Below are 21,980 nucleotides of genomic sequence, written 5' to 3'. Positions count from 1 at the left end.
CGGCCGGAACTCGCCCGCCCCGAGGGGCGCGCTCCTCCCCTCTCACCCCGCCGGCCGCTGCAACACGAGCGGCGGCGGCTCCGACTCGACGAGGTAGCCGAACTGGCGCGTGAACTCCTCGACCGAGAGTCCGGTGGCTCGGGCAATTTTCTCCAGGCCGTCCGGACTTTCGAAGTCATCGCGCCGCAGGCGGATCATGTAGCGGCGCGCGATCGCGTAGCGTGTCGATCGGATGTCGACGAGCCGGATCTTCGCGCGTCCGGTGTTCGGGTCCAACAACTGCTTGAACGGTATGGGCACGAAGTGCCCGCCCTGCAGCGACACCATCACCGCGTCGCCGCCGTCGAGGAGGTACTTGGCGGCGCAGTAGCCCAGGTCGCGCGTGTACTCCATGTCGTACGGAATCGGATCGGCGCAGCGCAATTCGTAGCCGATGTTCTTGGACACCACGGTTGCCTTGATATTGAGCCCTTTGAGGCGAGCGACAACCGCCTTCTTGAGCATCTCCCCGATGTCGATTTCGGCGAGGCGGATGTTGCCGTGCGCGTCGCGCTCGACGTCCTTGAGATCCGACAGCTCGGAGGGGTCGATGTCCAGCACCAGCCCCTCGGCGACGATGGCCACACCGTCGCGGCGGCCCTCGGCCCGGCGCTTGACGATCGCACACGCCAGCGTGTCGACGATCGTCTTCAAACTGACCTTCTGGCCGAACTCCTCGCCGATCAGCGTCAGCGTGGCGCCGGCGGCCTTGCCGATGCCGAGCGCCAGATGCCCCGCCTTGCGGCCCATGGAAATGACGATGTACCAGCGCGTCGTCGTGTGCGCGTCGACCATGAGGTTCTTGACCAGTTCGACGCCGACATGGCGGGCGGTCTGGAATCCGAACGTGTCGATATCGGGTGGCAGGTCGAGGTCGTTGTCGATGGTCTTCGGAACGTGAACGACGCGCAACCGCCCGGCCGACTTCTCCGCCAGCTTCATCGCCGAAAACGCCGTGTCGTCGCCGCCGATGGTGATCAGCTGCGTTACGCCGAGTTTCTGCAAGGTGGCGACGGCGGTCTCCAGGTCCGCCGGGTTCTTGGTCGGGTTGGCGCGCGAGATTCCGATGAACGATCCGCCGCGGAAGTGGATACGGCTGACGAGCTCGATCGACAGCGGGACCACGTGACCCGTGTCGCCCTGCATGATCCATTCGAACCCGTCGCGGAGCCCGACCACCTCAACGCCCTCGACGAGGTAGCGGATCGTGGCCGCGCCGATCACGCTGTTGATGCCCGGTGCCGGCCCGCCGCCAACGAGGATCGCCGCCTTCTCCTTGCTCATCGCGCCCTCCTCTCGGGCTACTCCCGGCCCCGTCGCGTCGCCGTCTTCGAGTACCGCTCCAGACGCAGGCCGGCCAGCGCGAACTTGAGCAAGGACAGCCGGTCACGCCCAAACAGGCTGACCGTGAGCGCGGAGAACAACCGATACTTCTCGCTCGTGTACGGATACCAGTTGGCCTCGATCTTGCCGCTGTCCTTGTCGACGATCACCGACTTCAGATTGCAGAAGGCGTGCAACCCGGCCTCGCCCTTGTACCGCCCGAAGCCGCTCTGTTTGACGCCGCCGAACGGCAACGCCGGGTTGCCTTCGGTGACCATGACGTTGTTGATCGAGACCCCCCCGGTACGCAGGGCGCGCGCCACGCGACGTGCCCGTGCGAGATCCTTCGACCAGACACTGGCGGTAAGCCCGTACTCGGAACCCTCCGCCAGACGGATCGCCTCGGCCTCGTCGGAGAAAGGCACCAGCGGCAGCAAAGGCCCGAACGTCTCCTCGCGAATCAGCAGCATGTCGCTGCTCACGTTGTCGACCACCATGGGCGGAATCAATCGCGAGGTTCCGTCCCAGGACTCGCCGGTGAGAAATCGCGCCCCTTTGCGGCGGGCGTCCTCGACCTGCTCGCGCACGACGCGCACCTGAAAATCAGTCGTCATTGCGCCGATGTCCGCGTCGCCGTCCCGATCCACCTCCTGCTTCACGCGTTGCACGGCGCGGACCAGCGCGTCGCGGAAGGCCGGGTACACGGCATCCTGCACGTAGATTCTCTCCACCGACGTACACGACTGCCCGGTGTTCGTCAGAGCGCCCCACGCCGCACCCGCCGCGGCCCGCTCGAGGTTGGCGTCGGCAAACACCACCATGGCGTCCTTGCCGCCGAGTTCGAGCTCGACCGGGACGAGGTGGTTGGCCGCCTGCGCGAGGATCTTGCGGCCCGTGCGCGTGCTCCCCGTGAACATGATCTTGTCGGGCCGCTGGTCGATCAGTTCCGCACCCACCCGGCCGTCACCGTAGGCAATCTGCACCCAGTTGGGTGCGAACTGCGCCTCGGCGAGCAGGTCCTCGACCAGCCCCCGCAACGGCGTCCATTCCGACGGCTTGTACACCACCGTGTTGCCGGTAACGACGGCCACGGCAATCGGCACCAGGGCCTGGTAAAAGGGGTAGTTCCATGGCGAGACGATCAGGATCGTGCCGAGGGGCTCGTACCAGATCCACGACGTCTTCCCCATCAACGCCGGAGGCGTGTGCACTTTGCGGTCGCGCAGCGCCTTGACGGCGGCCGTCTCGAGCCACGCGAGATTGTCGAGAACCCCGAACACCTCGGAGATCAGGGCGTCCGAGCGTGTCTTCCCGGTATCCTGCTGGATCCGGTCGACGATCTCCTCGCGGCGCCGCAGGACAACGTCACGCAGGGCCGCAATGTGACGGACACGCTCCGCCACGCTCAAGCGCCTCAACGAACGGGCACCCGCACGCGCCCGTTCGAAGACCTCGACCGCGCCAGTCGTGCCGGCAGCGTCTTGTTCGGCTACAGCCGCAGATCCGTAGCTCATCTCAGACCTCACCTGACGGGACCGCGGGGGCGATCACCTTCGCATCGTAGCCGATCAACTCGTGGATCGACCGTCCGCTCCCGACGTCAGAATAGTAGAGTGTGAACACGACCCCTTTGACACCGAGGTTTATCTGTCGGGCCGCCGCTCCCAACGGGCCCGGCAGCCAGCGGTGCCGCTCCGACAGCGCCAGGATCGACCGTACCGCCGGTCCCGGCAGTACCCGAAACAGTCCGAACACCAGTCGCAAACCGTCGCGATCGGAGTCCTTCACGTAGTCGAGCATGCGATCGACGTGAGCGATGGCGCCACTTTGCGAAAACGAAGGGAACTCGTCGTTGCCGGGCATGACGATGTCCCCCACCTTGCGCAGCCCGCGCAACTGACCCGCACTCAGCCACCTTGACGTCGTCATGCACGCAAGTCCTTTACGATCTGTTCGCCCGCCCGCCACGACAGAGCCATGATCGTCAGCGCCGGGTTGATACCCGGGGCGTCCGGAAAAATGCTCCCGTCGGTGGCGTAGATGCGCTTGCAGCCATGCAGCTTGAACTCGGGGGACACCACCGAGGTCCCCGGGTCGGTCCCCATGTTGCACCCGCCCATCAGGTGCAAACTGATCCCGAAGCTGCCCTCGACGATCTCGCGCGCCCCGGTGGCCAGGAAGATGTTGCGTACCGCGGCAAAGCCGCGGTCGCGCCTGGCCCGGTCTTCGCCGTCGAGTTGCTTCTCCAGAACAGTCTGTCCGCGCCCGTCGACGCGGACCTGGCCCGGATTCTGATCGCGCACCGAGACTTCTATGCACGCGAACTGCCGCAACCGGCGCATCCGCTCGAGGTGCGCGTGTCCGAATCCGGGCAACAGCATGGCGATGGCGACCGGCGGGGCGTAGACATTCTCGAGCTTGAACCCGTAACGGCGGAAATTCGGGTCCGCCGACTTGAGCGACTGCATCGGACCTTTGTGCGCGTCCACCGGATCGTCGTAGACGGCCAGGTGCATATACTGGGGATGCGAGTAGAAGTTCCGGCCGAGCAGCGGCAAACGCGCCGCAAAGCCCGATCGCAGCAACAGGCTCGAAGTCCCGATGGCACCCCCGGCAAGCACCAGGGCACCGGCTCGATAGGTCTCCTCGCCGTTGCCGGCGGAACGCGCCGTGACCGTCACGCCGCCGTCGACCTCGGCGACCTGCAGCACCTCGGTCTCGGCGCGCAACTCCGCGCCCGCCTCGAGCGCCCGGCGCAGCACGGTCACCGGCATGCTCTGCTTGCTGTCGATCGGGCATCCGGAGAGGCACACGATGCAGTCGTTGCCGTCTTGAAAACGGCAGTCGCGCTGCGCCCGCCGCAGCGGTGCGCAGACGTACCCATTGGCGGCAAAACCTTCGGCGAAAATCTGGGCGTTGCGGTTGCGGTACTCGGTCGGGATGTACTGCAGGCAGAGTTCGCTCTCGGCCTTGTCGTACCACGGAGCCATCGCCTCGCCGGTAAAGAACGGCACGCCGGAGCGCTGCCGCCACGAATCCAGGGCAACGTCGTCGAAACGATCCATCAGCGCCTGGTTTACGATCGACCCGCCGCCGACGACACGGGCACGCAAAAAACCGATGTCCGCGTCCGTGTTGAGTTCGATCCCGCCGCCCCAGTAGAGCTGCGAGTTGGCGTCGAGTTCGGCGCGCGGATAGGTGTCCCGCGCAAATCGCTTGCCGGCCTCGAGGATGAGGCAGCGCAACCCGGCCGCGCTCAACGCGCTCGCCACGCAGGAGCCCGAGGTTCCGGCCCCGACGATTATCGCGTCGTACGTCTTCGCTTCGTTCCCCATGATCCTCCCGCACCGCCGCCGTCATCCGGCGGCGCCTGCCCTCCGCAAGCCGGACGCCAGTGGCGACCCGACAACTCCATCGCGGATTACCCCGCTCTCGCCCCGGAAGCCGCACCCGAGCCGGTCAGCTTCTCGCGCACCTGCCGCGCACCGGCCACCATGCTCGCGATCTTCGCGACGGCTTCGTCGGCCAACCGCGTCTTCAGCCCGCAATCCGGCGTCACCCACAGCGCCTCGGCGGGCACCAGATCGAGGGCGCGATCGAGACGCCGGCTCACCACGTCCGCCGCTTCCGCCACCCGCGAGTGCACGTCCACCACTCCGACCGAAAGGTCCTTCGTAAATCGATCCCGGCGAAAGATGTCAATCCAATCGGTGGCGCTCTGCGATATGGCCAGATCGAGATTGTGCACCGGAAGGTCGAGCATGCCGGGGTAGACCGTCTCGAAGGCGCCGTAGCAGGCGTGCAGGATCCAGTACGCGCGGATGCCATCGGTCAACCGGTGCAGTGCCTCGACGATCCACGGCAGCTCGGACGGCCGCACGGAGAGCGCCGGTTCGTCGATCTGAACGATGCGCGCGCCGGCGGCGGCCAGCGCTTCGACTTCCTTGTGCAGCTCCTGGGCCAGGGCAAAGCACGCCGAGCGGCGGTCGGGGTAGTGCTCGTCGAAAGACCAGTCCATCATCGTGTACGGTCCGGTGACGATCGCCTTGACCGGCCGCCGCGTACGGCCCTGCGCGAACCGCCACCACCCCACCGTAATCGGCTGCTCCCAGCGGACCGGGCCGCGGATGACCGGCTTGCGGTAGTAGCGGTTGCCGTAAGAACGCACCAGACCGGCGAGCTCCATGCCGTCGAGCGCGTCGGCGAAGTAGGCGACCATGTCGCCACGGTAAACCTCGCCGTCGACGAGCACATCGAGCCCCGCCTCCTCCTGACGCCGCAGCCACCAGACGATCGCCTCCTCCGCCAGGTCGTCGACCTCCCGTTGGGAGAGATTGCCGCGTGCGAACCGCGCCCGCGCCGCGATAAGCTCGGGCGGCCTGGGCAGACTGCCAACCAGGCTCACCGGCAACAACGGCAACTGCACGCCGAGATCGGCCAGTACCGCTCGATTCACACGGACCTCGCAAGCTGCGCCCGTGCGTCAGCCAGGGTCGCCAGCTTAGCCCGCGCGTACGCCCGGGGCAGGTACTCGAGACCGCAAGACGGTATGAGGTACAGCCGGTCGAGCACATAGCGGCGCAGGAGACGAGCCGCCCGCTCCGCCACCGCGGCGGCGTCCTCGAGGCGCGTGCTGCGAGCGTCGACGAGCCCGGCCGCGATCTCCTTGCTCGCACCGGTGGCGGCAATGACCTCGACGAGGCCCGGCGCGTACGCAAGATCGAGCGCCAGGATGTCGGCCGGGATGGAATTCAACTGCGCATACAGCGGCTCGGCGTCGCCGAAATAGGTTGCCAGCACCAACTCGGCCGCCCCGCGCGCGGCCCACAGCGGCTCGCACACTTCGCGCAGGAGACGGATGTCCTCCGGGTGCGCGAGGATGGCCGGCTCGTCGATCTGGATAACGGTCGCGCCGGCGGCAGCCAGGGCGGCCACCTCCGTTACCAGGGCTTCGCTCAGGGCCAGCGCCAGCGCGCCGACGCTGGCGTACACGCTGCCCTCGCGCACGGCCAACCGTGCCAGGGTGTAAGGCCCGGTAAGTACCGGCTTAACCGTCCGCGCCGCGGCCATGCGCGCCCGCACGAAGTCGCCGGCGAGCACGGCGCCACGCGCGCGCACCGGCCCGACGACCACCGGTTGCCGGAAGTAGCAATTGGTATCGAAGAACCGCAGCAGACCGTCGAGGCGCACACCCTCCAACGTCCCCATGAAGTGCGATACCGGATCGGCCCAGCGAAGCTGGCCGTCCGTAACGACATCGACGCCGGCCGCCTCTTGTTCATGCAGGACTTCGTCGATACAGGCGCGTTCCACCGCGGCGAGGCCGGCATCGTCGAGCTCGCCGCGTTCGTGCGCGGCAACGGCGCGGCGCAGGCGCTGCTGTCCGGGCTTGTCGCCGACGCGCGGATAGCTGCCGTGATTGTGAACGATGAACTCCATCGGTCCGAGTCGACGGAGCATACTCCGCACGTTACGGAGCGGCAAGTTTGGTCTCCCCGGCGGGGGACCGGCGTGCCGGTCGGGAGTACAACTGTGGTCGCGAGTCCCGCTCGTACGGGGTTGTTTCGAATTCCATGGCACCACGTTGACCGCGAGCCTCGGTACTCTGGTTCATGAATTCGCCAACGTATTCTATATGATGCGACCCGCTCACCCTGTTTCACGAATTCCGTGTTTGCGCGCACGGCGCGAAGAAATCTTCAGGCCATGGAACGGCAGTGCCCCGCCGTTCGTCCCGAGTAGCCGCCGTCTTCTCAGGCAGCGTATCGAGGGACAGGCTCGGCACGGGCGCGCCCCTCGATACGGAGCCCAGGGGAAGGGCTCCTACTCGGGGCGAACGGGCTGGTTGTTCGCTTTGGGTTGCGGGCGTCAGCCCGCGCCAGGCCTGTCGAGGGGTGAGCTTGTCGAAGTGTGAGCGGCTGCGGATACGTCGACATACTTATGCCGACGAGTACTTAGCCCGGGGCTGACTCGGATGCGCTTGCGCCCGGGGAGCCGGCATGGCAGCGTATTTCGCTCCAAGGAGACATCTCATGATACGACTATCGGCAGCGGTTCTCCTCGTCTGTGCCGCGTCGCTCCCCGCCCTTCCGGGCGACAGCTCCGCGACCGCGTTCGGCACGCTGAGCAACTTCGACGTCGTCAACGACACCCCCACCCCGTGCCACGGGTTCGAGATCGAACTGGAGGACATCGACAGCAGCGATGTGTCCTACACATTCGGCGGTTCCTACATACGGTACGGTAGCCCGGAGGTGATCGACATCGCCGACGACCCGGCCCACCCGCGCGTCGTCGTCCGCTACCGGCGCTGGAACGGCAGCCAGTGGGAAGCGACGCCAGTCGCCCCGGCCAACATCTCGCCGAACGGGCACGACTGCTACGCGAACGGACCGGTGGGAAACTACCAGAGCAGCGGTTGCGAACACTACGGCGTGAGCCTGCGGGCCACACCGACGCGCACTACCTACCGCTGGCTCGTCGCCGCGGATCCCGGCGATCCGCAGTCGCTTTTCGACGTTGTCCCCCGAACCGTGAATCTTCCCGTGCCCGTCTGGAACGTGATCCCCGGCGCCGGTGGCGTCAATGTGCGTGCCGAAGTCGAACCCATCGAAGAAGAGAATCACGCCCAGTATGGCGAGCCGCAGTGGATGAAGGTCTTCAAGATCGAAAGCGAACTCGATCTCCAACCTCAGGACCTCGTAAGGCTGCTGCTCGGTGCCGCCGGCGGCATCGTGCCGGACCAGACCGAAATCGAAACGGAGTGGAAGCTCATTCAGTCCAAGCCGGGCAACGCCGAAGGCGAACAGGAAGACGCCGAGGTCAACGAGGACCCACTCGACCAGGGCAAGCACTCGGTCATCCGGCGCTACGAGTTCTATCGCTACACCGGGCCGCGAGACCCGGAGAACAACGAAGCTCGGCCGTGCATCGACGACGACCGGGCAGTTCCCGCCAGCGCGCCGGTGGGCGGGTGCAGCGATCTTGGCGAGTTTGTCGGCGCACAGAACGCGGCTGCGGACATCGACCTCGCCACCCCCTGCGCCGGCAACTGCAACGGCGACGACAGCGTGACCGTCGACGATCTGCTCACTCTGGTGAACATAGTCCTCGGCGAACTCGACCTGTCCGCCTGCGAACAGGGCGTTCCGGCCGGTGAGCCGGTCGACATCGCATTCGTTATCGCCGCCGTAAACAACGCGCTGGAAGGATGCCCACAGAACGGGGGGGCGCAACGTCGTTAGAAGGGAGGGTCGCGTCTGGTCGCGACGCCCCGACCAGTGACCGGGAGACAGGCGAGCGAGGGACTCGAACTCACGCCCCCTGGAGCCGGCCGATAAGACACCCGCGAATTGCGAAGACACCTTCAGGGTCGGTCGCCGAAGCGATTCGCGGAACGAGAGACCGTAGCTTGAAGCCTCATGACCCGGGCCTCCGCCATGGCCTCTGCCACGATATTGATTTGACACTCGACTCGAAGATGGGAATAACAGGCTCGTGAGAATGCTGAACTCGTTTCCCAAACGCGCTCGAACGCGCCATGGCGCACAGGGGGAGGACGTATGACCAAACAAAGACTGAACGTGCAAGCGGTGGCAGTCGGTACCGTCGTCGGCCTGTTGTCGATCCTGGTCGTGCCCGCAATGGCCGCGGCGCAGTTCGTTTACGTCAATAATAACCGGCCTTCGCCGGACAACTCGGTTAGCGCGTTCGTGGTAGGGACCGGTGGGACTCTCACCGCCGTTACCGGCTCGCCGTTTCTGACCGGGGGCGGCGGGAGCTTCAGTCCGAGCGTCGGCGGCGCATCGGTGGTTTCTGCCGGGCAGCGCCTCTATGCCACCAACTCGATAACCAACAGCATCGCCGCGTTCGACATCAACGCCGACGGCAGTTTGAGCACGGTGCCCGGTTCGCCCTTTTCGACGGTAGGCACGCGCCCTAACGGCATCGCCGCCAGTGCCGACGGCACCCGGCTGTTCGTGGCCGATCTGATCACCAACAACGTTTCCGTGTACGACATCGCCAGCAACGGCGCGCTCTCGATGGTTCTCATGGCACCCTTCTCGGTCGCAACGGCCCCTCTCGATGCCGCCATCGATTCGGTCGCGTCGCGCCTGTTCCTGACCCACACGGGCAGCGTCGGCGTGTACAGCATCGCCCTCGACGGTTCACTGACGCCGGTGGCCGGTTCTCCGTTCGCCGCCGGCACGGGTGTACGCGGCCTCGCGCTGACCGCGGACGGCGCGCGCGTTTACGTTGCCAACGGCTCCGACGACACGGTCAGCGGCTACACGGTCGGCGGTGGCGGCACTCTCAGCGGAATCGCCGGCTCGCCTTTTGCCGCGGGGGATAGCCCTACCGACGCCCTCGTTCACCCTACGCTGAGCGTTCTCTACGTGGCCAACGACCTGACGAGCGATATCTCCGCGTACAGTATTAACGCCGGCACCGGCGCGCTGACGCCGCTGGCGGGTTCGCCCTTCGCCGCCGGCGGCAACGGCACCGCCGGTCTCGCCATCGATCCGGGGACTAACCGCCTGTTCGCCGCCAACGGCGGCACCCACGGCTCCCCGGGCCGCTCGGTGAGCGTGTTCGACATCGCGCCCGACGGCTCCCTCAGTGCCGTCGCCGGTTCGCCGTTCTCGACCGGGGTGGCCTCCGGATCGCCGTCGGCCATTGCCGTGGTGGGCATCTGCCCGGCAACGCCGTTCACCGGCTGCCGCACGGCTTTCCGGTCGGCCCTGCACATCAAGAACAGTACCGATAACACCAAAGACACGATCACCTGGCGGTGGACGAACGGGCAGGCCACGACCCAGGCCGAGCTGGGCATTCCTTTCATGACGCGAACCTACGCCCTGTGCGTCTACGACGGCGACGGTCTCGCCGTCGCCGCCTCGGTCGCCGGCGATCAGCTCTGCAGCGGCGTGCCCTGCTGGAGTCTCGCTCAAACCACCGGTATCAGGTTCAAGGACAAGACCGGGGCGAGCTACGGGGTAACTCGTATCACCGGTAAGGGCAGCACGACGAGCAAGTCGCGGATCACCGTGAGGGCAAAGGGTGCGAACACTCCCGACCCGACAATGCCCCTGAACATCACGGGCGGCATCACCGCACAATTCATCAACAGCGATTCGGGCGTCTGCTTCACCAGCACGTACACCGGCGCTGGAATCAGAAAGAACCAGGCAGACAAGTTCAGCGCAAAAGCGCCGTAAACGGCAAGGCGCGGGGGCGCGGCGCAAATCGGGCCAGCCCCCACGCCCTCCATTGTCGCCCGCCGGTGAATTGGTTTATGTAGAGATCGTGCGGTCACGTTTCGGCAATCAGCCCGACCCACCCCGGGTCCGGCTGCGGCAACGGGAGGGCCCTGCATGAAACCGATCCTGTCTCTGGCGGCGTTCGTCTCGCTGGCCTGCGTCGCCCCGTTGGGAGTCGCCGCTCAGGAAGTGCGCGATCTGACCGGCCATCAACCGACCAGTGCGGAACTGATCGACGTTCTGAAACCGACCGGCGATGCCGCCGGCACGGAAGGCGGGCGCCGCACGCGCGGTATCGGTGCGGTCCCCAATGCACCGGCCGGCAAACCGCAGTGCAAACCGTATCGCGCCGCGGCCGGAGGGAGCCGCGGGATCGGGGCCGCCGCCAAGCCAGTCTCGAATGCGGCGGCATTGAAGGTCGAGTTCGCCACCAACTCCGCGGCCCTGACCCCGGCGGCAACACAGACGTTGGACGAACTGGGCAAGGCGCTCTCCTCCGACCAGCTCAAGGGATACTGCTTCGTCGTCGAAGGGCACACCGACGGCGTTGGCAGCGCTGCCTACAACCTGAAACTGTCCCAGCGTCGCGCTGAAAGCGTAGTGAACTATCTGACCGGGACCCACAAGATCGATCCCGAACGGCTGCAGGCCGTCGGTGTGGGCAAGACGAACCCGATCGCTTCCAACGATACGGACGAAGGTCGTCAGAAGAACCGCCGCGTACAGGTCGCCAACCTCGGGGCTTAGTGCACCCGGACGGCTGCTCCGATCCGCCACCCTTCCCCATCCGCGCTCGACGCCCACCCGATCGTCAAGGGCCGTCGAGCGGGTCACTCGTCCACGCGTAGCCGAAAGGTCTCGACGGTCTGCGCGCCGTTCTCGTCGGCAACGGCGATCTCGACGATGAACTTACCGGCCGGGATCTCCACAGCGTCGACAGCCAGCGACGTACCCTTCACATAGGGCTTCAGCAAATCGGTTAGCGACTTCGAGAAGATCCCCTTGCGCGCCGTAACCTCCAGCGAACCCATGTTCACGGGGGCCGGATTGGGCTCGAACCGTATCACGAGGCTGGCCGGGGTCCTGGTCTCGATCAAAGCCCCGTCCGTGTCGGTGCGAACCTGCGGCGCCTTGACGTCGATCCGCGGCCCCGGGGGCACTCCGCGCAAACGACGTGGCGGCCGCCACTCGGCGTCATCAATCCGCAGCCGCTCCGCCTCGGCGGGAGAGAACAGCGTGAGCCGCGGGGCGGGCTCCGCACGCACCGCGGCTGCCGCCGCAAGCGCCGCCGCAACCAGAACGGCGATCGACGCTGCACGACTCGGTCCGGTCCTGAAATAGCGGCACATACGAGCCCCTCCTCAGCCGCCGATCAGCACCGTGGGGCAGCCGACGACTATGACACCGCCGTGGGCGGTCATGTCGCCGAGCCGCGCCGCCGGGAGGCCGCCGATGAGAACAGTGGTCGAGCCCTTGACGATTACGTCGGGAGGACCGACGCACAGGCACATATCGGTGACACGAGCGGCGGGCAGGCCGCCGATGAGCACTGTCGGGCAGCCGGGCGGCAGCACCGGACCACCGACGTGAGGAATCGGCGGTACGCCCGGCGTCACCATCGGGCAGACGTGCATATCGCCGATACGAGCGGCGGGCATCATGGCCGTCTCTCCTGTCCGGGCTGCATGCCGATCAAAACGGCAACCCTCCGGGCCGGCCACCGAGCGCCGAGCCGAGTGCCTCGCGGGCGGCGCTTGCCGCCTGTTGCGCTGTCCCCGCCGCCTCGGTGGCGCGCTGCGCCGCCGCATGCGCCTGGGTCGCGGCGTCCTGAGCCGCACCGAGGGCTCGTTCTCGTGCCCCATCTAGTGCCGACTGCCCCGCCGTCTGCGCTTCGGCCGCCGCCTGTTGCGCGGCGGCCTGCGCCTGCTGCGCGCCCTGGTTAACGGCGCCGATCGCCTCGCCGGCAGCAGTGCGCGCCTCGGCCAGCGCTGAGGCAGCTTCCTGTTGTGCTTGCGCCGCGGCTTGCAACGCCTGCTGTTGCGCGTCTTGCGCTACCTGACGGCCCTGCTCCTGCGCTTGTTGCACGGCCCCCTGCGCCGTCTGCTGTGCCTGAGCCACGGCTTCCTGCGCCATGGACTGGGCTTCGCCGACGGCCGCCGTCGCGGTTTCCCGAGCGCCGCTCGCCATCTCCTCCGCCTGCCCCCGCGCTTGCGCGACGCCCTCCTGGGCGGTGGCCATCGCACCGGCGGCCGCCTGCTGCGCCTGCGCCGCGGCGCCGCGGGCCGCCTCGGTAGCCTGCTGGACCGCGGCGGTCACCTGCTCTTGCGCCTGTTGCGCCGCCGCCTGTGCGCTTTCGACGAAGCCGGCCGCCGCCTGTTTTCCCTGTTCGACCGCCTGCTGCACCCGTTGCGCGGCACCTTGCAGCGCTTGCGCGGCCTGTTGCTGCACCTGCGCCGCCGTTCGCGTCGCCTCGTCCCTGGCCTGCTGCACTACCGTTGCGGCCTGCTGAGCCGCCTGCTGGGCCCGGTTCACCGCCTGCCCCGCCGCGTTCGCCGCCTGCCCGAGGGGTACCTGCGTGGCACGCGCGGCCTGCAACGTGTTCTGCGTCAAAGTCTGGAGGTCGCCGCCGGCACTAGCCGCCGCCCGCTGAGCCGCCGCCATGAGCGGACACGGCGACACCGGGCTGCCCACCGGAGCATCACCGAAGGCGGATTGGATCCTGTCGGTCAGGTCACCGGGCTGGCTCTGCAGAACTTCGGCCGCCCCGGCCGCTGCTTCCTCGGCCCGGGTGGCTGCTTCGCGCGCCGCGCCGGCAGCTTGCTGCGCGGCGAGGCCGGCGGTTTGCGCCGCCTGATTCGCGGCCCCCGCCGCCGCGTTCAACGCCTCCTCGCCCGCCCCGGCAGCGGCCTGCACTGCCGCCTGTCCCTGTTCGAGCGCCGCCATGCCCGCCTGCTGCGCCTGCTCCGCCGCCTGTTGCGCCGCGCCCGCGGCCGCCTCAGCTTGCGCCTGAATTTGCTGGGCCTGGGCCTGCGCCTGCGCGGCACCCTGCTCCGCCATCGCCTGCGCCTGCCCGACCGCCTGACGAGCCCGGCCTTCGACGTCCTGCGCGATCTGTTGGCCCTGGGCCACGCCTTGCTGAAGTCGGTCTTGCGCAGCTTGCGCCGCCTGCTGCGCCTGACTCACCGCCGCTTGCGCCGACTCCTGGGCCTGACCTACGGCCTGTTGCGCCGTCTCTTGCCCCTGACTCGCATACGCCTGCAGCGCCTGGCCGGCGCTCTGCGCGGCGCTGGCGGCGGCCGCCTGAGCCCGATCGGCCGCCTGCGTCGCGGCACTCGCGGCTTGCTGTGCGGCAGCCTGGGCCTGGGACAGGGCTTCGCTAGCCGCAGCCCGCGCATTCCCGGCGGCGCCCTGGGCCGCCTGCTCCGCTGCGGCCGTCGCCTGCGACACCGCGGTGCCCGCGGCTTCCTCCGCCCGCGTCGTCGCACTGCCCAGAAGACGATCGAAGAGGCCCATCGCCTGGCTTCCGTTCAGGACTGCTCCGAGACGAACGCCGGCCCACCACGACGGGGCGGGGAGCGCAGCGCCCGGGCTTTCGCGTACAGGCGCCGCACACGATTCTCGGCGCTACTGGCATGGTCGGAAAGGATCGGACGGGCCCACGCCGTCTCCGCATTGGTGTCGAAGTCACGGCGCAGCATCCACATGAGATCGATAAACCGGGCGACGTCGCGCTCCGTCTCGATGCCGTACTGCCGCGCGCGGGATATCCCGTACCTGATTTCTCCGCGCAGGGCCGCATCGTCGAGCGCCTGCACGCGGACCGCAAACGCCTCACGCAGGTGCGCAGCCATACGATCCTCGAAGTTCTTCGTCATCTGTTCCCGGAAGGCATCGGACTGGTCTTTGCGGATGATCATGCACGTACTCTCGCGAAGCTCGGCGCGCCTCAGATCGGCGGTTGGCTCGGCGCCCCCGCCAACCCGTGCGCCACCCGCACGGTCTCCCCGGCACGGGACGCAAACTCGAGCAGCCTGTCCGGCTCCTCGTCCTCGACGAAGTAACAACGCACCGGCCCGAAGAACGCCTCCAACTCGGCCGCCTGACAGGTCGGCAGGTACGCGCGCAGCACCCGCGGATCGTAATACCGGAAATACATCGGCTTACCGGCGTGATCGTACACCATCAGGAAGCGACGCAGGTGCCGGCGGAGCTCGCCGAGTTCAACCTCGGCGTGCAGGAAGATCCCCCAGCTACCGCCGTATCCCTGCGTCAGCAGCCAGGTAACGATCTCGGCGTCGCGGTCGAGACGCAGCAGATAAGGGGCCGCGGCAGCAAGATCGGAATCGAGTTCGCCGCGCAGCAAACACACGCCCTGTTCTTCGTCTTCCACGAGCGCTTCTATGGCGGGGTAGATGCGGTCGTCGCGCGCACCGTCGAGAATAGCAAACACCTGTGGCGGTTCGGCCCGCGGCGACGGCCGCCACAAGACATCCTTCACGCTATCCGGGTGGTTGTACGGCATCTACGTCGGTCCCGGCGACAAGCACGCTCTGACCACCGAACGCACCCGAAGTCAATCGCTGCGCGCATTGATCCGCGCCGCAGAATCTCGTATGCACCGAAACGGGGATATTTCCGCCTGCAGGTCGCCGGGGTGACCGACGCATGATTCGCGGCACGCGACCGATATACGCGCTGGCAGCCGGCCTCATCGCACTGCTTACCGTAGTTCCGCAACGCCGGGCCGAGGCCGAAGGGGGCACCTTTCGCGATCTCCCTTCGCGCGATCGGGCGGGATGGTTCGAAACCCTCGGCCCGGCGCTCGGCCGTCCCCTGCCACCCGAGCCGCCCCCTGCCGAGGAGTCGAAGTCGGTGTCGCCGTTCGGGGCGAGGGCGCCGGGCGTCGGGGTAACCTCGACCGGTTGGCAGCAGCACCGCGACGGCATCAAGTGGAGTGTCGATCCGGACGGCATGGTGGTTCTCGGCGACGGACAGCGCCCGCTCGGCTCGCGCCTGTTCGCACGTAGTTGTTACCTGCGGTTTGCCGACGACTTCACCCGTTCGGCAAGCGGGTATGGCCGCGGCCTCGGCGTGGCCCATCTCGTGGCGACGGCGATCACGGAGTCGGGGTGTTCGGAAGAAAAGGGTATGGGCAGCGTCGACGGGCTGAGCACCGGAATCATGCAGGTAACGGGCACGACCTGTCAGAGCCTGTTGCGCTCCCTGGGTCGCGAGGCGCTCTCGAAGAACGATTGCATGATCAAGATGGCGAACGACCCCGGGTTCTCGGTCGACCTCGCGGCCGCGTACATCACCCAACCGCGTCAGGTACAGATCACCAGCCTGAATCCGCCGAAGGTAGCGGCGGCCTACAATGCCGGCGGGGTGTATTTCGACCCGCGCAACCCCTGGCGGATGCGCTCGACCGGCAACCACATCGACCGGTTCGTCGCGGCTTACAACGCGTACGTCGCGTGGTTCCGCGAGGAAGGCGGCAACCTCGCCGCGGTCCGGCAGCGCCGCGGCGCCGCCGGCGGGCACGTGCGTTTCACCCGCGGCGGCGCGTCGATCCCGACGCACGTGGAAGCGCGGGCGGAGTTGGAGAGTCTGAGCGGACGGGCGCCGGAGGGCACGACGGTGTTCGTCGGCGACTGGACAACGAAGAATGGCGACTACTACGTCTACGTCGACGGCGAGTGGCAGGGCTCGCTCGACGCTTCGAGCCCGTAGGGCGCGGGGACCTCAGAGTGTCGCTACGACCGATCCTGTTTGCCCTCGTACTTTTCGTCGCGCCCGTGGCCGCCGCCGAGCCGCGAGCGCCGCTGCTTACGGCCGCGGTGTGCGACGCGTTGCCGCTCGCGCCGCCCCGGCGCCTGCCCGCGGCCGGGCTGCCGTCGCAGCGCGATGCCCAGCCGGTTCCGGTCGACGGTGTGCGGCGGATCGTGGGCGTCGAGACGACCGAAAAGACGATGCGAGTAAAGCAGGTAATTGCCGAGCGCCAGCGCCCGGTGGCGTTCTTGTTGGGCGACCGGAAAGCGGGGCAGATCGTGGGCGACCTCTGGGTCCCCGCCAACGACTCTTCGACGGGCGGCGGTGACGCGGCGGCCGCCGACCCGTGCGGCGACACGCTGGTCGCCGTCGGGTACGACGACGCCCGTTACAGCGGTGCGTTCGAAGTCATGCGCGACTGCGGCAAGGTCGCCTACGACGAAAGCGCGGTCTGGGTGCGCTACGAGGACTTCGACCGGCTGTGTACCTGTGCGGTGGAGTTGGTAGGAGGCGGAGCGACGCCCCCGGCGAGTGCGACTCCGGCGGCGCCGGACTAACGGTCCGTTGAAAAAGGCCGATTTCCGTCACCCCGGCGGAGCGACGAAGCAAACGCCGACAGCGACGTGGACATGCTCGTCGAGTTCGAGGCAGGCGCGAAGACTTCCGATCGTTTTCTCGCCCTTTCGGACTTACTTGAGAGCCTTCTCGGACGGCCTGCCAGCGGTTTCCGCGAGCGATGCAATCGAACGCCGTCGCGCCGAACCCTATTTGCAGGCCTTCGCATCCGGTGTTGTCGTCGGCGCCGCCCTTGGCGGACAAGAAGGATTGGGATCGTGGTCCATTTTGCTCATGAGTAAAATGGAGTAATGTCCACATCATGGACACACTCCGTCGCTACCTGGAGCCCGCCGTCATCGCCGCCCTCGGCCGCAAGATGGTGTTCATCGGCGGACCGCGGCAGGTCGGCAAGACAACGCTGGCCCTGTCGCTCGTTGGGGAAGGGGCCGATGAAACGCACCCAGCCTACTTCAACTGGGACGACCCGCGCGCTGCGGCCCGCCTGCGCCGCCTCGAGCTTCCTCCCGGTGAGCCGTGGCTCGTCCTGGATGAGATCCACAAGTACGCGCGCTGGCGGAACCTGGTGAAGGGGATCTACGACACGGAGAAGTCCAGACGGCGGATCATCGTTACCGGCTCGGCCCGCCTCGACTTCTACCGCAAGGGGGGCGATTCTCTCGCCGGTCGCTACCGATACTTTCGGCTGCATCCTTTTTCGCTGCGCGAGCTCAACCCGGCGCCGGCGAGCAGCGACGTCGACGCGCTCCTGCGATTCGGCGGCTTTCCCGAGCCCCTGCTGCGTCAGGACGAGCGCGAGCACCGCATCTGGCAGCGCGATCGGATCGCCCGAGTGGTTCGCGAGGACTTACGCGATCTGGAGCAGGTTCGAGAGATCTCTCTGGTAGAGCAGCTCGTCGATCTCCTGCCCGCCCGCGTTGGTTCCCCGCTTTCGATCAAGAGTCTGCGTGAGGACCTCGAGGTGGATCACAAGACGGTGGAGCGCTGGCTCGCCATCCTGGAGAATCTATACGTCTGTTTCCGTATCTCGCCATTCGGGCCCGCGAAGGTTCGCGCCGTCAAGAAGGAGCGCAAGCTCTACCTTTGGGATTGGTCGGCGGTACCCGAGCCCGGGCCCAGGTTCGAAAACCTCGTCGCCAGCCAGCTTCTGAAATACTGTCACTTCGTGGAAGACACCGAAGGATATGTAATGGAGCTGCGCTTCCTGCGCGACACCGACAAGCGCGAGGTCGATTTCGTCGTTCTGCGGGATCGGAAACCTCTCTTTGCAGTGGAGTGCAAGAGCGGCGAGCGCGGCCTGAACCCGGCAATCCGCTACTTTGCCGAGCGGACCCCGATTCCGCGCTTCTTCCAGGTCCACCTCGGCGACCGGCACTTCGCGACCGAAAGAGCGACGGTGCTCCCGTTTCGGAGCTTTTGCTGTGAGCTGGGGCTGCCTTGACGTGGAGCACCAGGTACTGCCGTTCGCAATTATGGCGACGCTGAATCCCCCTTCGCGTACCGTGCCGAAAGTACCATCGTCCCCTTTGTCGCTATTTGTAGCGGGCCCTCTCGTCGACATCTACGCGGCGATCGAACGTGGCGACGCCCCGAAAGCGAGGAAGATCATGGGCGCGGCGGTGGCGTACGACGCGGCCTCCCGCGGGTTGGCGGTCGCCCCGGTCGAGAAGCGGGACTTCGGCTGTGCGACGTCGGCCGCAACCTCGAAGCTCATTCACGGGGGCTCCCGGTACCTGGCGAATTACGAGTTCGGTCTGGCGCGGGAAGAGATGGCGCAGACACTCGCGGACGTCGTCAGCCAGATTGTCGCGCACGGCGGCTCGGTCAGCCATCACCACGGCATTGGCAGGATGTTCGCTCCCTGGATGGAGAAGTTCCTCGGCGCGGCGCGGATGGAGGTGTTGCGGGCACTCAAGCGCCACTTCGATCCCCACAACATCATGAACCCCGGCGGGGTGCTGGGGTTGGACGACAAGGCGCCGACGGACTCGGATGACGCGAGACACACCCGTTGAGGCGTGACAGGCCCTTTCCGCGGTCACCCCTCCGGCACGACTCGTGCGATCCCATGGTCGATTCTACCGCCCCATCCGCTGAGCTGATCCTGGCGATCGACGTCGGGACCCAGTCAGTGCGCGCCGCGCTGGTAGACCTGGCCGGCGAGTTGCGCCACCTGGTCAAACAACCGATCGAGCCCTACTTCTCCGCGCGTCCGGGGTGGGCCGAGCAGCAGCCGGATCTCTACTGGCGGACGCTGTGCCAGACCTGCCGGGAAGTGCTCGCGGCCGGCGGCTCCCCGGACCGCGTCGTCGCCGTCACCCTGACCACTCAGCGCATGACGCTCGTGAACGTGGACCGTGCGGGCACTCCCCTGCGACCCGCCCTCGTCCGGGGGGGCCTACGGCGACGATCGGCCGCCCCGGCCGGCGGCCGCCGGCTGCCGCTTGACTGGCCCGTTGTGTGCCCCGTATCAGTGGTCCGTCTGGGATTTTCGCGCGGCCGGTCGAAGGGGTGGGAACGTCTGAGTATCGGGATTATGGTAAATGGGCGTTTGCACCGGCTATCCGCACTCCACGTCTGTCGCGCGTTCTTCTCATCGCACCGCCACCAAGCGATCCCATTCGCGAACCCGCTCATCCCCGTCGCCAACCATCTTGACGAGCCACTCGCGCACGAAAGCCGTGGCGATCTTTCCGTGCTGGATTGCGAGCAGCCTCTGGACGTCGGCAACGTCCCTTGGTCGAAAGAAGAGCATCTTGAACACCGCCAGGGTCTCGGGCGAGAGCACCCAGGTGTGCCGGCCGGCTACGCCGGCGCGAACACGACGCTGTAACGCCTCGGCGTAGAAGGGGACGCTCGGAACGAACACATCGACTCGATATTCGCCGTGATAGCCGACGAACATTCCGCGTTCGTCGGCGGCTTGGCGTGCGGCATCCCGGTCTATCGAGACGCCTGCGGCGGAAAGCACATCGAACGTGTGGTCAAGTTCAGGGCGCGATACCCACAGATTCAGATCGATATCGCGGGTGGCACGCGGCTCGGCCCACGCGCTGTAGGCAATCGCTCCACCAAGAGCATAGTCGAGGCCGGAAGTTTCGAGATGATCGATCAGCTCGGCAACCGCGTCGACAAGGCTACCAGGAGTACCCGGCATCACGTGCTCTGCGGATCAGATCCCGCCAGGTCTTCTCCGCCACTGGGGTCATCGGGTCGACGCCGCGCAGGACTTGGCTTCGATCCGGGCGTGCATCGATGATGGTCTGTGCCAGGTTGCAGACTTCGACGAAGCAAGCCAGACGATCGTCCACCGACATCGCGGCGTAGCGTGCACGCTCCGGGTCATCATGTGAGTGAGGAAGCCAGGGCGGAGCACGATGACTCATGCCGCGATGATACGCTGCCCCAGCGACGCAGTCGAGCCCAAGGGTCGCATCGGCGCAGTGGATCACTCGCCAGCATGACCGTTTCATGCTCGGCGAACGCATGCCGCGGCGTGCGTCATCCACCCAGACACTTGAGGTCGCAATTTCCGACCTCAAGTGCCCCGCCTCGGTACGGCTCTGCTCAAACATGAAGTCGCACGGGAAGCGCTTGCCCCCCAACGGGTGGTGTTGGACACCCACCACGTCCAGTCACGGGTCGCCTGACTGGCGACCGCGCCGCCCGGACCTGTACCGGCGAGCCCCTGCGGCAAGCGGGCCCCCTCGGACTTGTGCGATCACCCCGAGGACAGCGCCGGCAGCCCGAACACCCCGGCACCGACTAACCCCGCGGCTTTGTCGTCACGGCGAACACGTCGATGTCGGGAACTCCGGGTGATGCGAAAACGTTTCGGACAACCGCCGCATCAGACCGCCGCCGGCGCACCCGATTGCCGGTTGCGAACGTGCGAACGTAATCGGGCGTGGGTGTCTCGTCAGCCTCCGAATGTTTACGGTCCGACCCGACAATCTCTCGCATCGTTTTGGTCAGCAAAGCGGGATCGGCTTCTCATTCCTCCGATCGTGGGCAGACCTGTACTCGACGGCCGATGCATGCCGAATTGACTGCCAAAAGTTAAGTAGCTATGCGTAGATACATGAAGACCACGACGGCGAAGCTGTTTCAGCACGGCGGTTCGCAGGCGTTGCGGCTTCCTAAGGACTTTCGTTTGCCGGGGACGACGGCCAAGCTCTCGAAGACGGCCCGCGGGATCCTCGTCGAGCCCGTCGAGGACAACCGGCGTCGCGCCCGGGAATTCGCGAAGCTCGAGGGAAGCTGTCCGGAGTTTCCCGAAGTCAACGCCCCTCCCGCCGACCGTCCACGCGAGCCGTTGGTGTGATCTACTTTCCGGACACCAACGCGTTTTCGTTCCATCTCCGAGGGCGGGATCCTGCGCTCTCGGTACGGATGGCGCGCGCCATCGAGGAGGGTGAATTGCGACTGTCGCTGGTCGTGCTCCTCGAGCTCCGCTACGGCGCCGAGAAAGCGCTTTCAAGGCGCGAGAAGCGGCCCGCCGACCGGGTGGCGAAACTCCAGCGGATTGTTCCACTGGAACTGCTACCGGGAGAAGCCGCATTGCATTACGGGCGCCTCCGTACGCACCTGGAACGAAGTGGCCAGGCGATCGGTGCGATGGACATGCTGCTGGCCGCGCACGCGCTGGCGACCGACGCCGTGGTGGTGACCGGCAACACTCGGGAGTTCAAGAGAGTTCCCGGCCTGGCGGTCGAAAACTGGCACGGACAGTCTGTGCCGCCGAGCGCTGGCTGAGTCGCCGCTGCCCAGTGGTGCCGAGCGCAGCCATATGTAGCGACGGATGTCGCGCATAGTCCAGTCCGCCTAAAGCGACTATCTGGTTCGTAAGCCGGGAGTTCCGATAAGGCCACCTATCGACATTAGCCGCGCGCGGATAGCCGCTACAAACGCCCTGTTTGACATAAGATCGAGTCTCGGACGTTGCCCGCCATCCCCCTCCTCTTTACGATCGCCCCTTCACAGCCCGCATGCAGCGCGGACAAGTTCCGTACG

At 66.8% G+C, this 21,980-nt stretch carries 21 protein-coding genes and 1 pseudogene; 10 read left to right on the top strand and 12 right to left on the bottom strand.

All coding sequences use genetic code 11. The features are described 5' to 3' along the window. Positions 1 to 42 precede the first annotated feature (42 nt). The 6 genes from L6Q96_01090 to L6Q96_01065 all read right to left on the bottom strand — a co-directional run bounded on the left by L6Q96_01090 (position 43) and on the right by L6Q96_01065 (position 6,822). Entirely contained in the window at positions 43 to 1,323 is a 1,281-nt protein-coding gene (locus L6Q96_01090; protein MCK6553171.1) for a 6-phosphofructokinase, read from the bottom strand. Positions 1,324 to 1,340: 17 nt separating this feature from the next. Then, complete coding sequence (locus L6Q96_01085) at positions 1,341 to 2,876, bottom strand: aldehyde dehydrogenase family protein (protein ID MCK6553170.1); 1,536 nt, start codon at positions 2,874 to 2,876, stop codon at positions 1,341 to 1,343. A gap of 1 nt (position 2,877) precedes the next feature. Beyond that, positions 2,878 to 3,291: a hypothetical protein gene (locus L6Q96_01080; protein MCK6553169.1), complete on the bottom strand. Its 414-nt coding sequence runs from the start codon at positions 3,289 to 3,291 to the stop codon at positions 2,878 to 2,880. Beyond that, positions 3,288 to 4,697 (bottom strand): GMC family oxidoreductase, encoded by a 1,410-nt coding sequence (locus L6Q96_01075; GenBank protein MCK6553168.1) that lies wholly within the window; start codon positions 4,695 to 4,697, stop codon positions 3,288 to 3,290. Before L6Q96_01075 ends, L6Q96_01080 begins: the two co-directional genes overlap by 4 nt. A gap of 86 nt (positions 4,698 to 4,783) precedes the next feature. Next, the gene (locus tag L6Q96_01070) at positions 4,784 to 5,818 is read right to left on the bottom strand and encodes a methionine synthase (GenBank protein MCK6553167.1); all 1,035 of its coding nucleotides are present in this window, start codon (positions 5,816 to 5,818) and stop codon (positions 4,784 to 4,786) included. Further along, a complete protein-coding gene (locus L6Q96_01065; GenBank protein ID MCK6553166.1) occupies positions 5,815 to 6,822 on the bottom strand; it encodes a hypothetical protein in 1,008 nt (335 codons plus the stop codon). The genes L6Q96_01070 and L6Q96_01065 overlap by 4 nt, the downstream gene beginning before the upstream one ends. Before the next feature lie 572 nt (positions 6,823 to 7,394). Between L6Q96_01065 and L6Q96_01060 the strand changes: the two genes are divergently transcribed. From L6Q96_01060 to L6Q96_01050, 3 genes are all read left to right on the top strand, one after another. Continuing rightward, positions 7,395 to 8,606 carry a PEP-CTERM sorting domain-containing protein gene (locus L6Q96_01060; protein MCK6553165.1) on the top strand — a complete coding sequence of 404 codons (1,212 nt, stop codon included), beginning with the start codon at positions 7,395 to 7,397 and terminating at the stop codon, positions 8,604 to 8,606. 318 nt (positions 8,607 to 8,924) lie between these two features. Continuing rightward, positions 8,925 to 10,580: a lactonase family protein gene (locus L6Q96_01055; protein ID MCK6553164.1), complete on the top strand. Its 1,656-nt coding sequence runs from the start codon at positions 8,925 to 8,927 to the stop codon at positions 10,578 to 10,580. Positions 10,581 to 10,736: 156 nt separating this feature from the next. Continuing rightward, positions 10,737 to 11,369: an OmpA family protein gene (locus L6Q96_01050; GenBank protein MCK6553163.1), complete on the top strand. Its 633-nt coding sequence runs from the start codon at positions 10,737 to 10,739 to the stop codon at positions 11,367 to 11,369. An 83-nt stretch (positions 11,370 to 11,452) separates the two neighbouring features. Here L6Q96_01050 and L6Q96_01045 read toward each other — a convergent pair whose 3' ends face one another. From L6Q96_01045 to L6Q96_01025, 5 genes are read right to left on the bottom strand one after another with little or no spacing between them, the layout of a single operon-like run. After that, a complete protein-coding gene (locus L6Q96_01045; GenBank protein MCK6553162.1) occupies positions 11,453 to 11,971 on the bottom strand; it encodes a hypothetical protein in 519 nt (172 codons plus the stop codon). A gap of 12 nt (positions 11,972 to 11,983) precedes the next feature. Beyond that, positions 11,984 to 12,283, bottom strand: coding sequence for a PAAR domain-containing protein (locus L6Q96_01040; GenBank protein MCK6553161.1), 300 nt, complete (start codon positions 12,281 to 12,283; stop codon positions 11,984 to 11,986). Between the two features lie 31 nt (positions 12,284 to 12,314). Next, a complete protein-coding gene (locus tag L6Q96_01035) occupies positions 12,315 to 14,135 on the bottom strand; it encodes a hypothetical protein (GenBank protein MCK6553160.1) in 1,821 nt (606 codons plus the stop codon). A gap of 14 nt (positions 14,136 to 14,149) precedes the next feature. Beyond that, complete coding sequence (locus tag L6Q96_01030; protein ID MCK6553159.1) at positions 14,150 to 14,539, bottom strand: hypothetical protein; 390 nt, start codon at positions 14,537 to 14,539, stop codon at positions 14,150 to 14,152. 29 nt (positions 14,540 to 14,568) lie between these two features. After that, positions 14,569 to 15,144, bottom strand: a complete 576-nt coding sequence (locus L6Q96_01025) for a DUF4123 domain-containing protein (protein MCK6553158.1) — start codon at positions 15,142 to 15,144, stop codon at positions 14,569 to 14,571. A gap of 143 nt (positions 15,145 to 15,287) precedes the next feature. Between L6Q96_01025 and L6Q96_01020 the strand changes: the two genes are divergently transcribed. The 5 genes and pseudogenes from L6Q96_01020 (at position 15,288) to L6Q96_01000 (ending at position 18,982) form a co-directional block, all read left to right on the top strand. Next, positions 15,288 to 16,352 carry a hypothetical protein gene (locus tag L6Q96_01020; protein MCK6553157.1) on the top strand — a complete coding sequence of 355 codons (1,065 nt, stop codon included), beginning with the start codon at positions 15,288 to 15,290 and terminating at the stop codon, positions 16,350 to 16,352. A gap of 17 nt (positions 16,353 to 16,369) precedes the next feature. Beyond that, positions 16,370 to 16,948, top strand: coding sequence for a hypothetical protein (locus L6Q96_01015; GenBank protein ID MCK6553156.1), 579 nt, complete (start codon positions 16,370 to 16,372; stop codon positions 16,946 to 16,948). Positions 16,949 to 17,268: 320 nt separating this feature from the next. Then, positions 17,269 to 18,408, top strand: a complete 1,140-nt coding sequence (locus tag L6Q96_01010) for an ATP-binding protein (protein ID MCK6553155.1) — start codon at positions 17,269 to 17,271, stop codon at positions 18,406 to 18,408. Between the two features lie 163 nt (positions 18,409 to 18,571). Further along, positions 18,572 to 18,745, top strand: a pseudogene (locus L6Q96_01005) (FAD-dependent oxidoreductase). Further along, the gene (locus L6Q96_01000; protein MCK6553154.1) at positions 18,737 to 18,982 is read left to right on the top strand and encodes a hypothetical protein; all 246 of its coding nucleotides are present in this window, start codon (positions 18,737 to 18,739) and stop codon (positions 18,980 to 18,982) included. The pseudogene L6Q96_01005 and the gene L6Q96_01000 overlap by 9 nt, the downstream one beginning before the upstream one ends. A gap of 578 nt (positions 18,983 to 19,560) precedes the next feature. Here the strand turns inward: L6Q96_01000 and L6Q96_00995 are convergent. Further along, positions 19,561 to 20,124 carry a nucleotidyltransferase family protein gene (locus tag L6Q96_00995; protein ID MCK6553153.1) on the bottom strand — a complete coding sequence of 188 codons (564 nt, stop codon included), beginning with the start codon at positions 20,122 to 20,124 and terminating at the stop codon, positions 19,561 to 19,563. A 912-nt stretch (positions 20,125 to 21,036) separates the two neighbouring features. On the opposite strand from L6Q96_00995, the gene L6Q96_00990 reads away from it, so the two are divergent. Next, entirely contained in the window at positions 21,037 to 21,291 is a 255-nt protein-coding gene (locus tag L6Q96_00990; protein ID MCK6553152.1) for a hypothetical protein, read from the top strand. After that, positions 21,288 to 21,722, top strand: a complete 435-nt coding sequence (locus L6Q96_00985) for a PIN domain-containing protein (protein MCK6553151.1) — start codon at positions 21,288 to 21,290, stop codon at positions 21,720 to 21,722. Before L6Q96_00990 ends, L6Q96_00985 begins: the two co-directional genes overlap by 4 nt. Positions 21,723 to 21,980: the final 258 nt, after the last annotated feature.

Source organism: Candidatus Binatia bacterium (assembly GCA_023150935.1).
Classification (GTDB): domain Bacteria; phylum Desulfobacterota; class Binatia; order HRBIN30; family HRBIN30; genus JAKLJW01.
This window is presented reverse-complemented; position numbering and strand designations above follow the sequence as displayed.

Excerpts from the sequence above, each read along its gene's own strand:
- L6Q96_01050 (MCK6553163.1), top strand. The coding sequence starts at position 10,737 with ATGAAACCGATCCTGTCTCTGGCGGCGTTCGTCTCGCTGGCCTGCGTC.
- L6Q96_01065 (MCK6553166.1), bottom strand. The coding sequence starts at position 6,822 with ATGCTCCGTCGACTCGGACCGATGGAGTTCATCGTTCACAATCACGGC.
- L6Q96_01085 (MCK6553170.1), bottom strand. The coding sequence starts at position 2,876 with ATGAGCTACGGATCTGCGGCTGTAGCCGAACAAGACGCTGCCGGCACG.
- L6Q96_01045 (MCK6553162.1), bottom strand. The coding sequence starts at position 11,971 with ATGTGCCGCTATTTCAGGACCGGACCGAGTCGTGCAGCGTCGATCGCC.
- L6Q96_01055 (MCK6553164.1), top strand. The coding sequence starts at position 8,925 with ATGACCAAACAAAGACTGAACGTGCAAGCGGTGGCAGTCGGTACCGTC.
- L6Q96_01020 (MCK6553157.1), top strand. The coding sequence starts at position 15,288 with ATGATTCGCGGCACGCGACCGATATACGCGCTGGCAGCCGGCCTCATC.
- L6Q96_01025 (MCK6553158.1), bottom strand. The coding sequence starts at position 15,144 with ATGCCGTACAACCACCCGGATAGCGTGAAGGATGTCTTGTGGCGGCCG.
- L6Q96_01090 (MCK6553171.1), bottom strand. The coding sequence starts at position 1,323 with ATGAGCAAGGAGAAGGCGGCGATCCTCGTTGGCGGCGGGCCGGCACCG.
- L6Q96_01040 (MCK6553161.1), bottom strand. The coding sequence starts at position 12,283 with ATGATGCCCGCCGCTCGTATCGGCGATATGCACGTCTGCCCGATGGTG.
- L6Q96_01030 (MCK6553159.1), bottom strand. The coding sequence starts at position 14,539 with ATGATCATCCGCAAAGACCAGTCCGATGCCTTCCGGGAACAGATGACG.
- L6Q96_01060 (MCK6553165.1), top strand. The coding sequence starts at position 7,395 with ATGATACGACTATCGGCAGCGGTTCTCCTCGTCTGTGCCGCGTCGCTC.
- L6Q96_01080 (MCK6553169.1), bottom strand. The coding sequence starts at position 3,291 with ATGACGACGTCAAGGTGGCTGAGTGCGGGTCAGTTGCGCGGGCTGCGC.
- L6Q96_01035 (MCK6553160.1), bottom strand. The coding sequence starts at position 14,135 with ATGGGCCTCTTCGATCGTCTTCTGGGCAGTGCGACGACGCGGGCGGAG.
- L6Q96_01010 (MCK6553155.1), top strand. The coding sequence starts at position 17,269 with ATGGACACACTCCGTCGCTACCTGGAGCCCGCCGTCATCGCCGCCCTC.
- L6Q96_00990 (MCK6553152.1), top strand. The coding sequence starts at position 21,037 with ATGCGTAGATACATGAAGACCACGACGGCGAAGCTGTTTCAGCACGGC.
- L6Q96_01075 (MCK6553168.1), bottom strand. The coding sequence starts at position 4,697 with ATGGGGAACGAAGCGAAGACGTACGACGCGATAATCGTCGGGGCCGGA.
- L6Q96_00995 (MCK6553153.1), bottom strand. The coding sequence starts at position 20,124 with ATGCCGGGTACTCCTGGTAGCCTTGTCGACGCGGTTGCCGAGCTGATC.
- L6Q96_01000 (MCK6553154.1), top strand. The coding sequence starts at position 18,737 with ATGGCGCAGACACTCGCGGACGTCGTCAGCCAGATTGTCGCGCACGGC.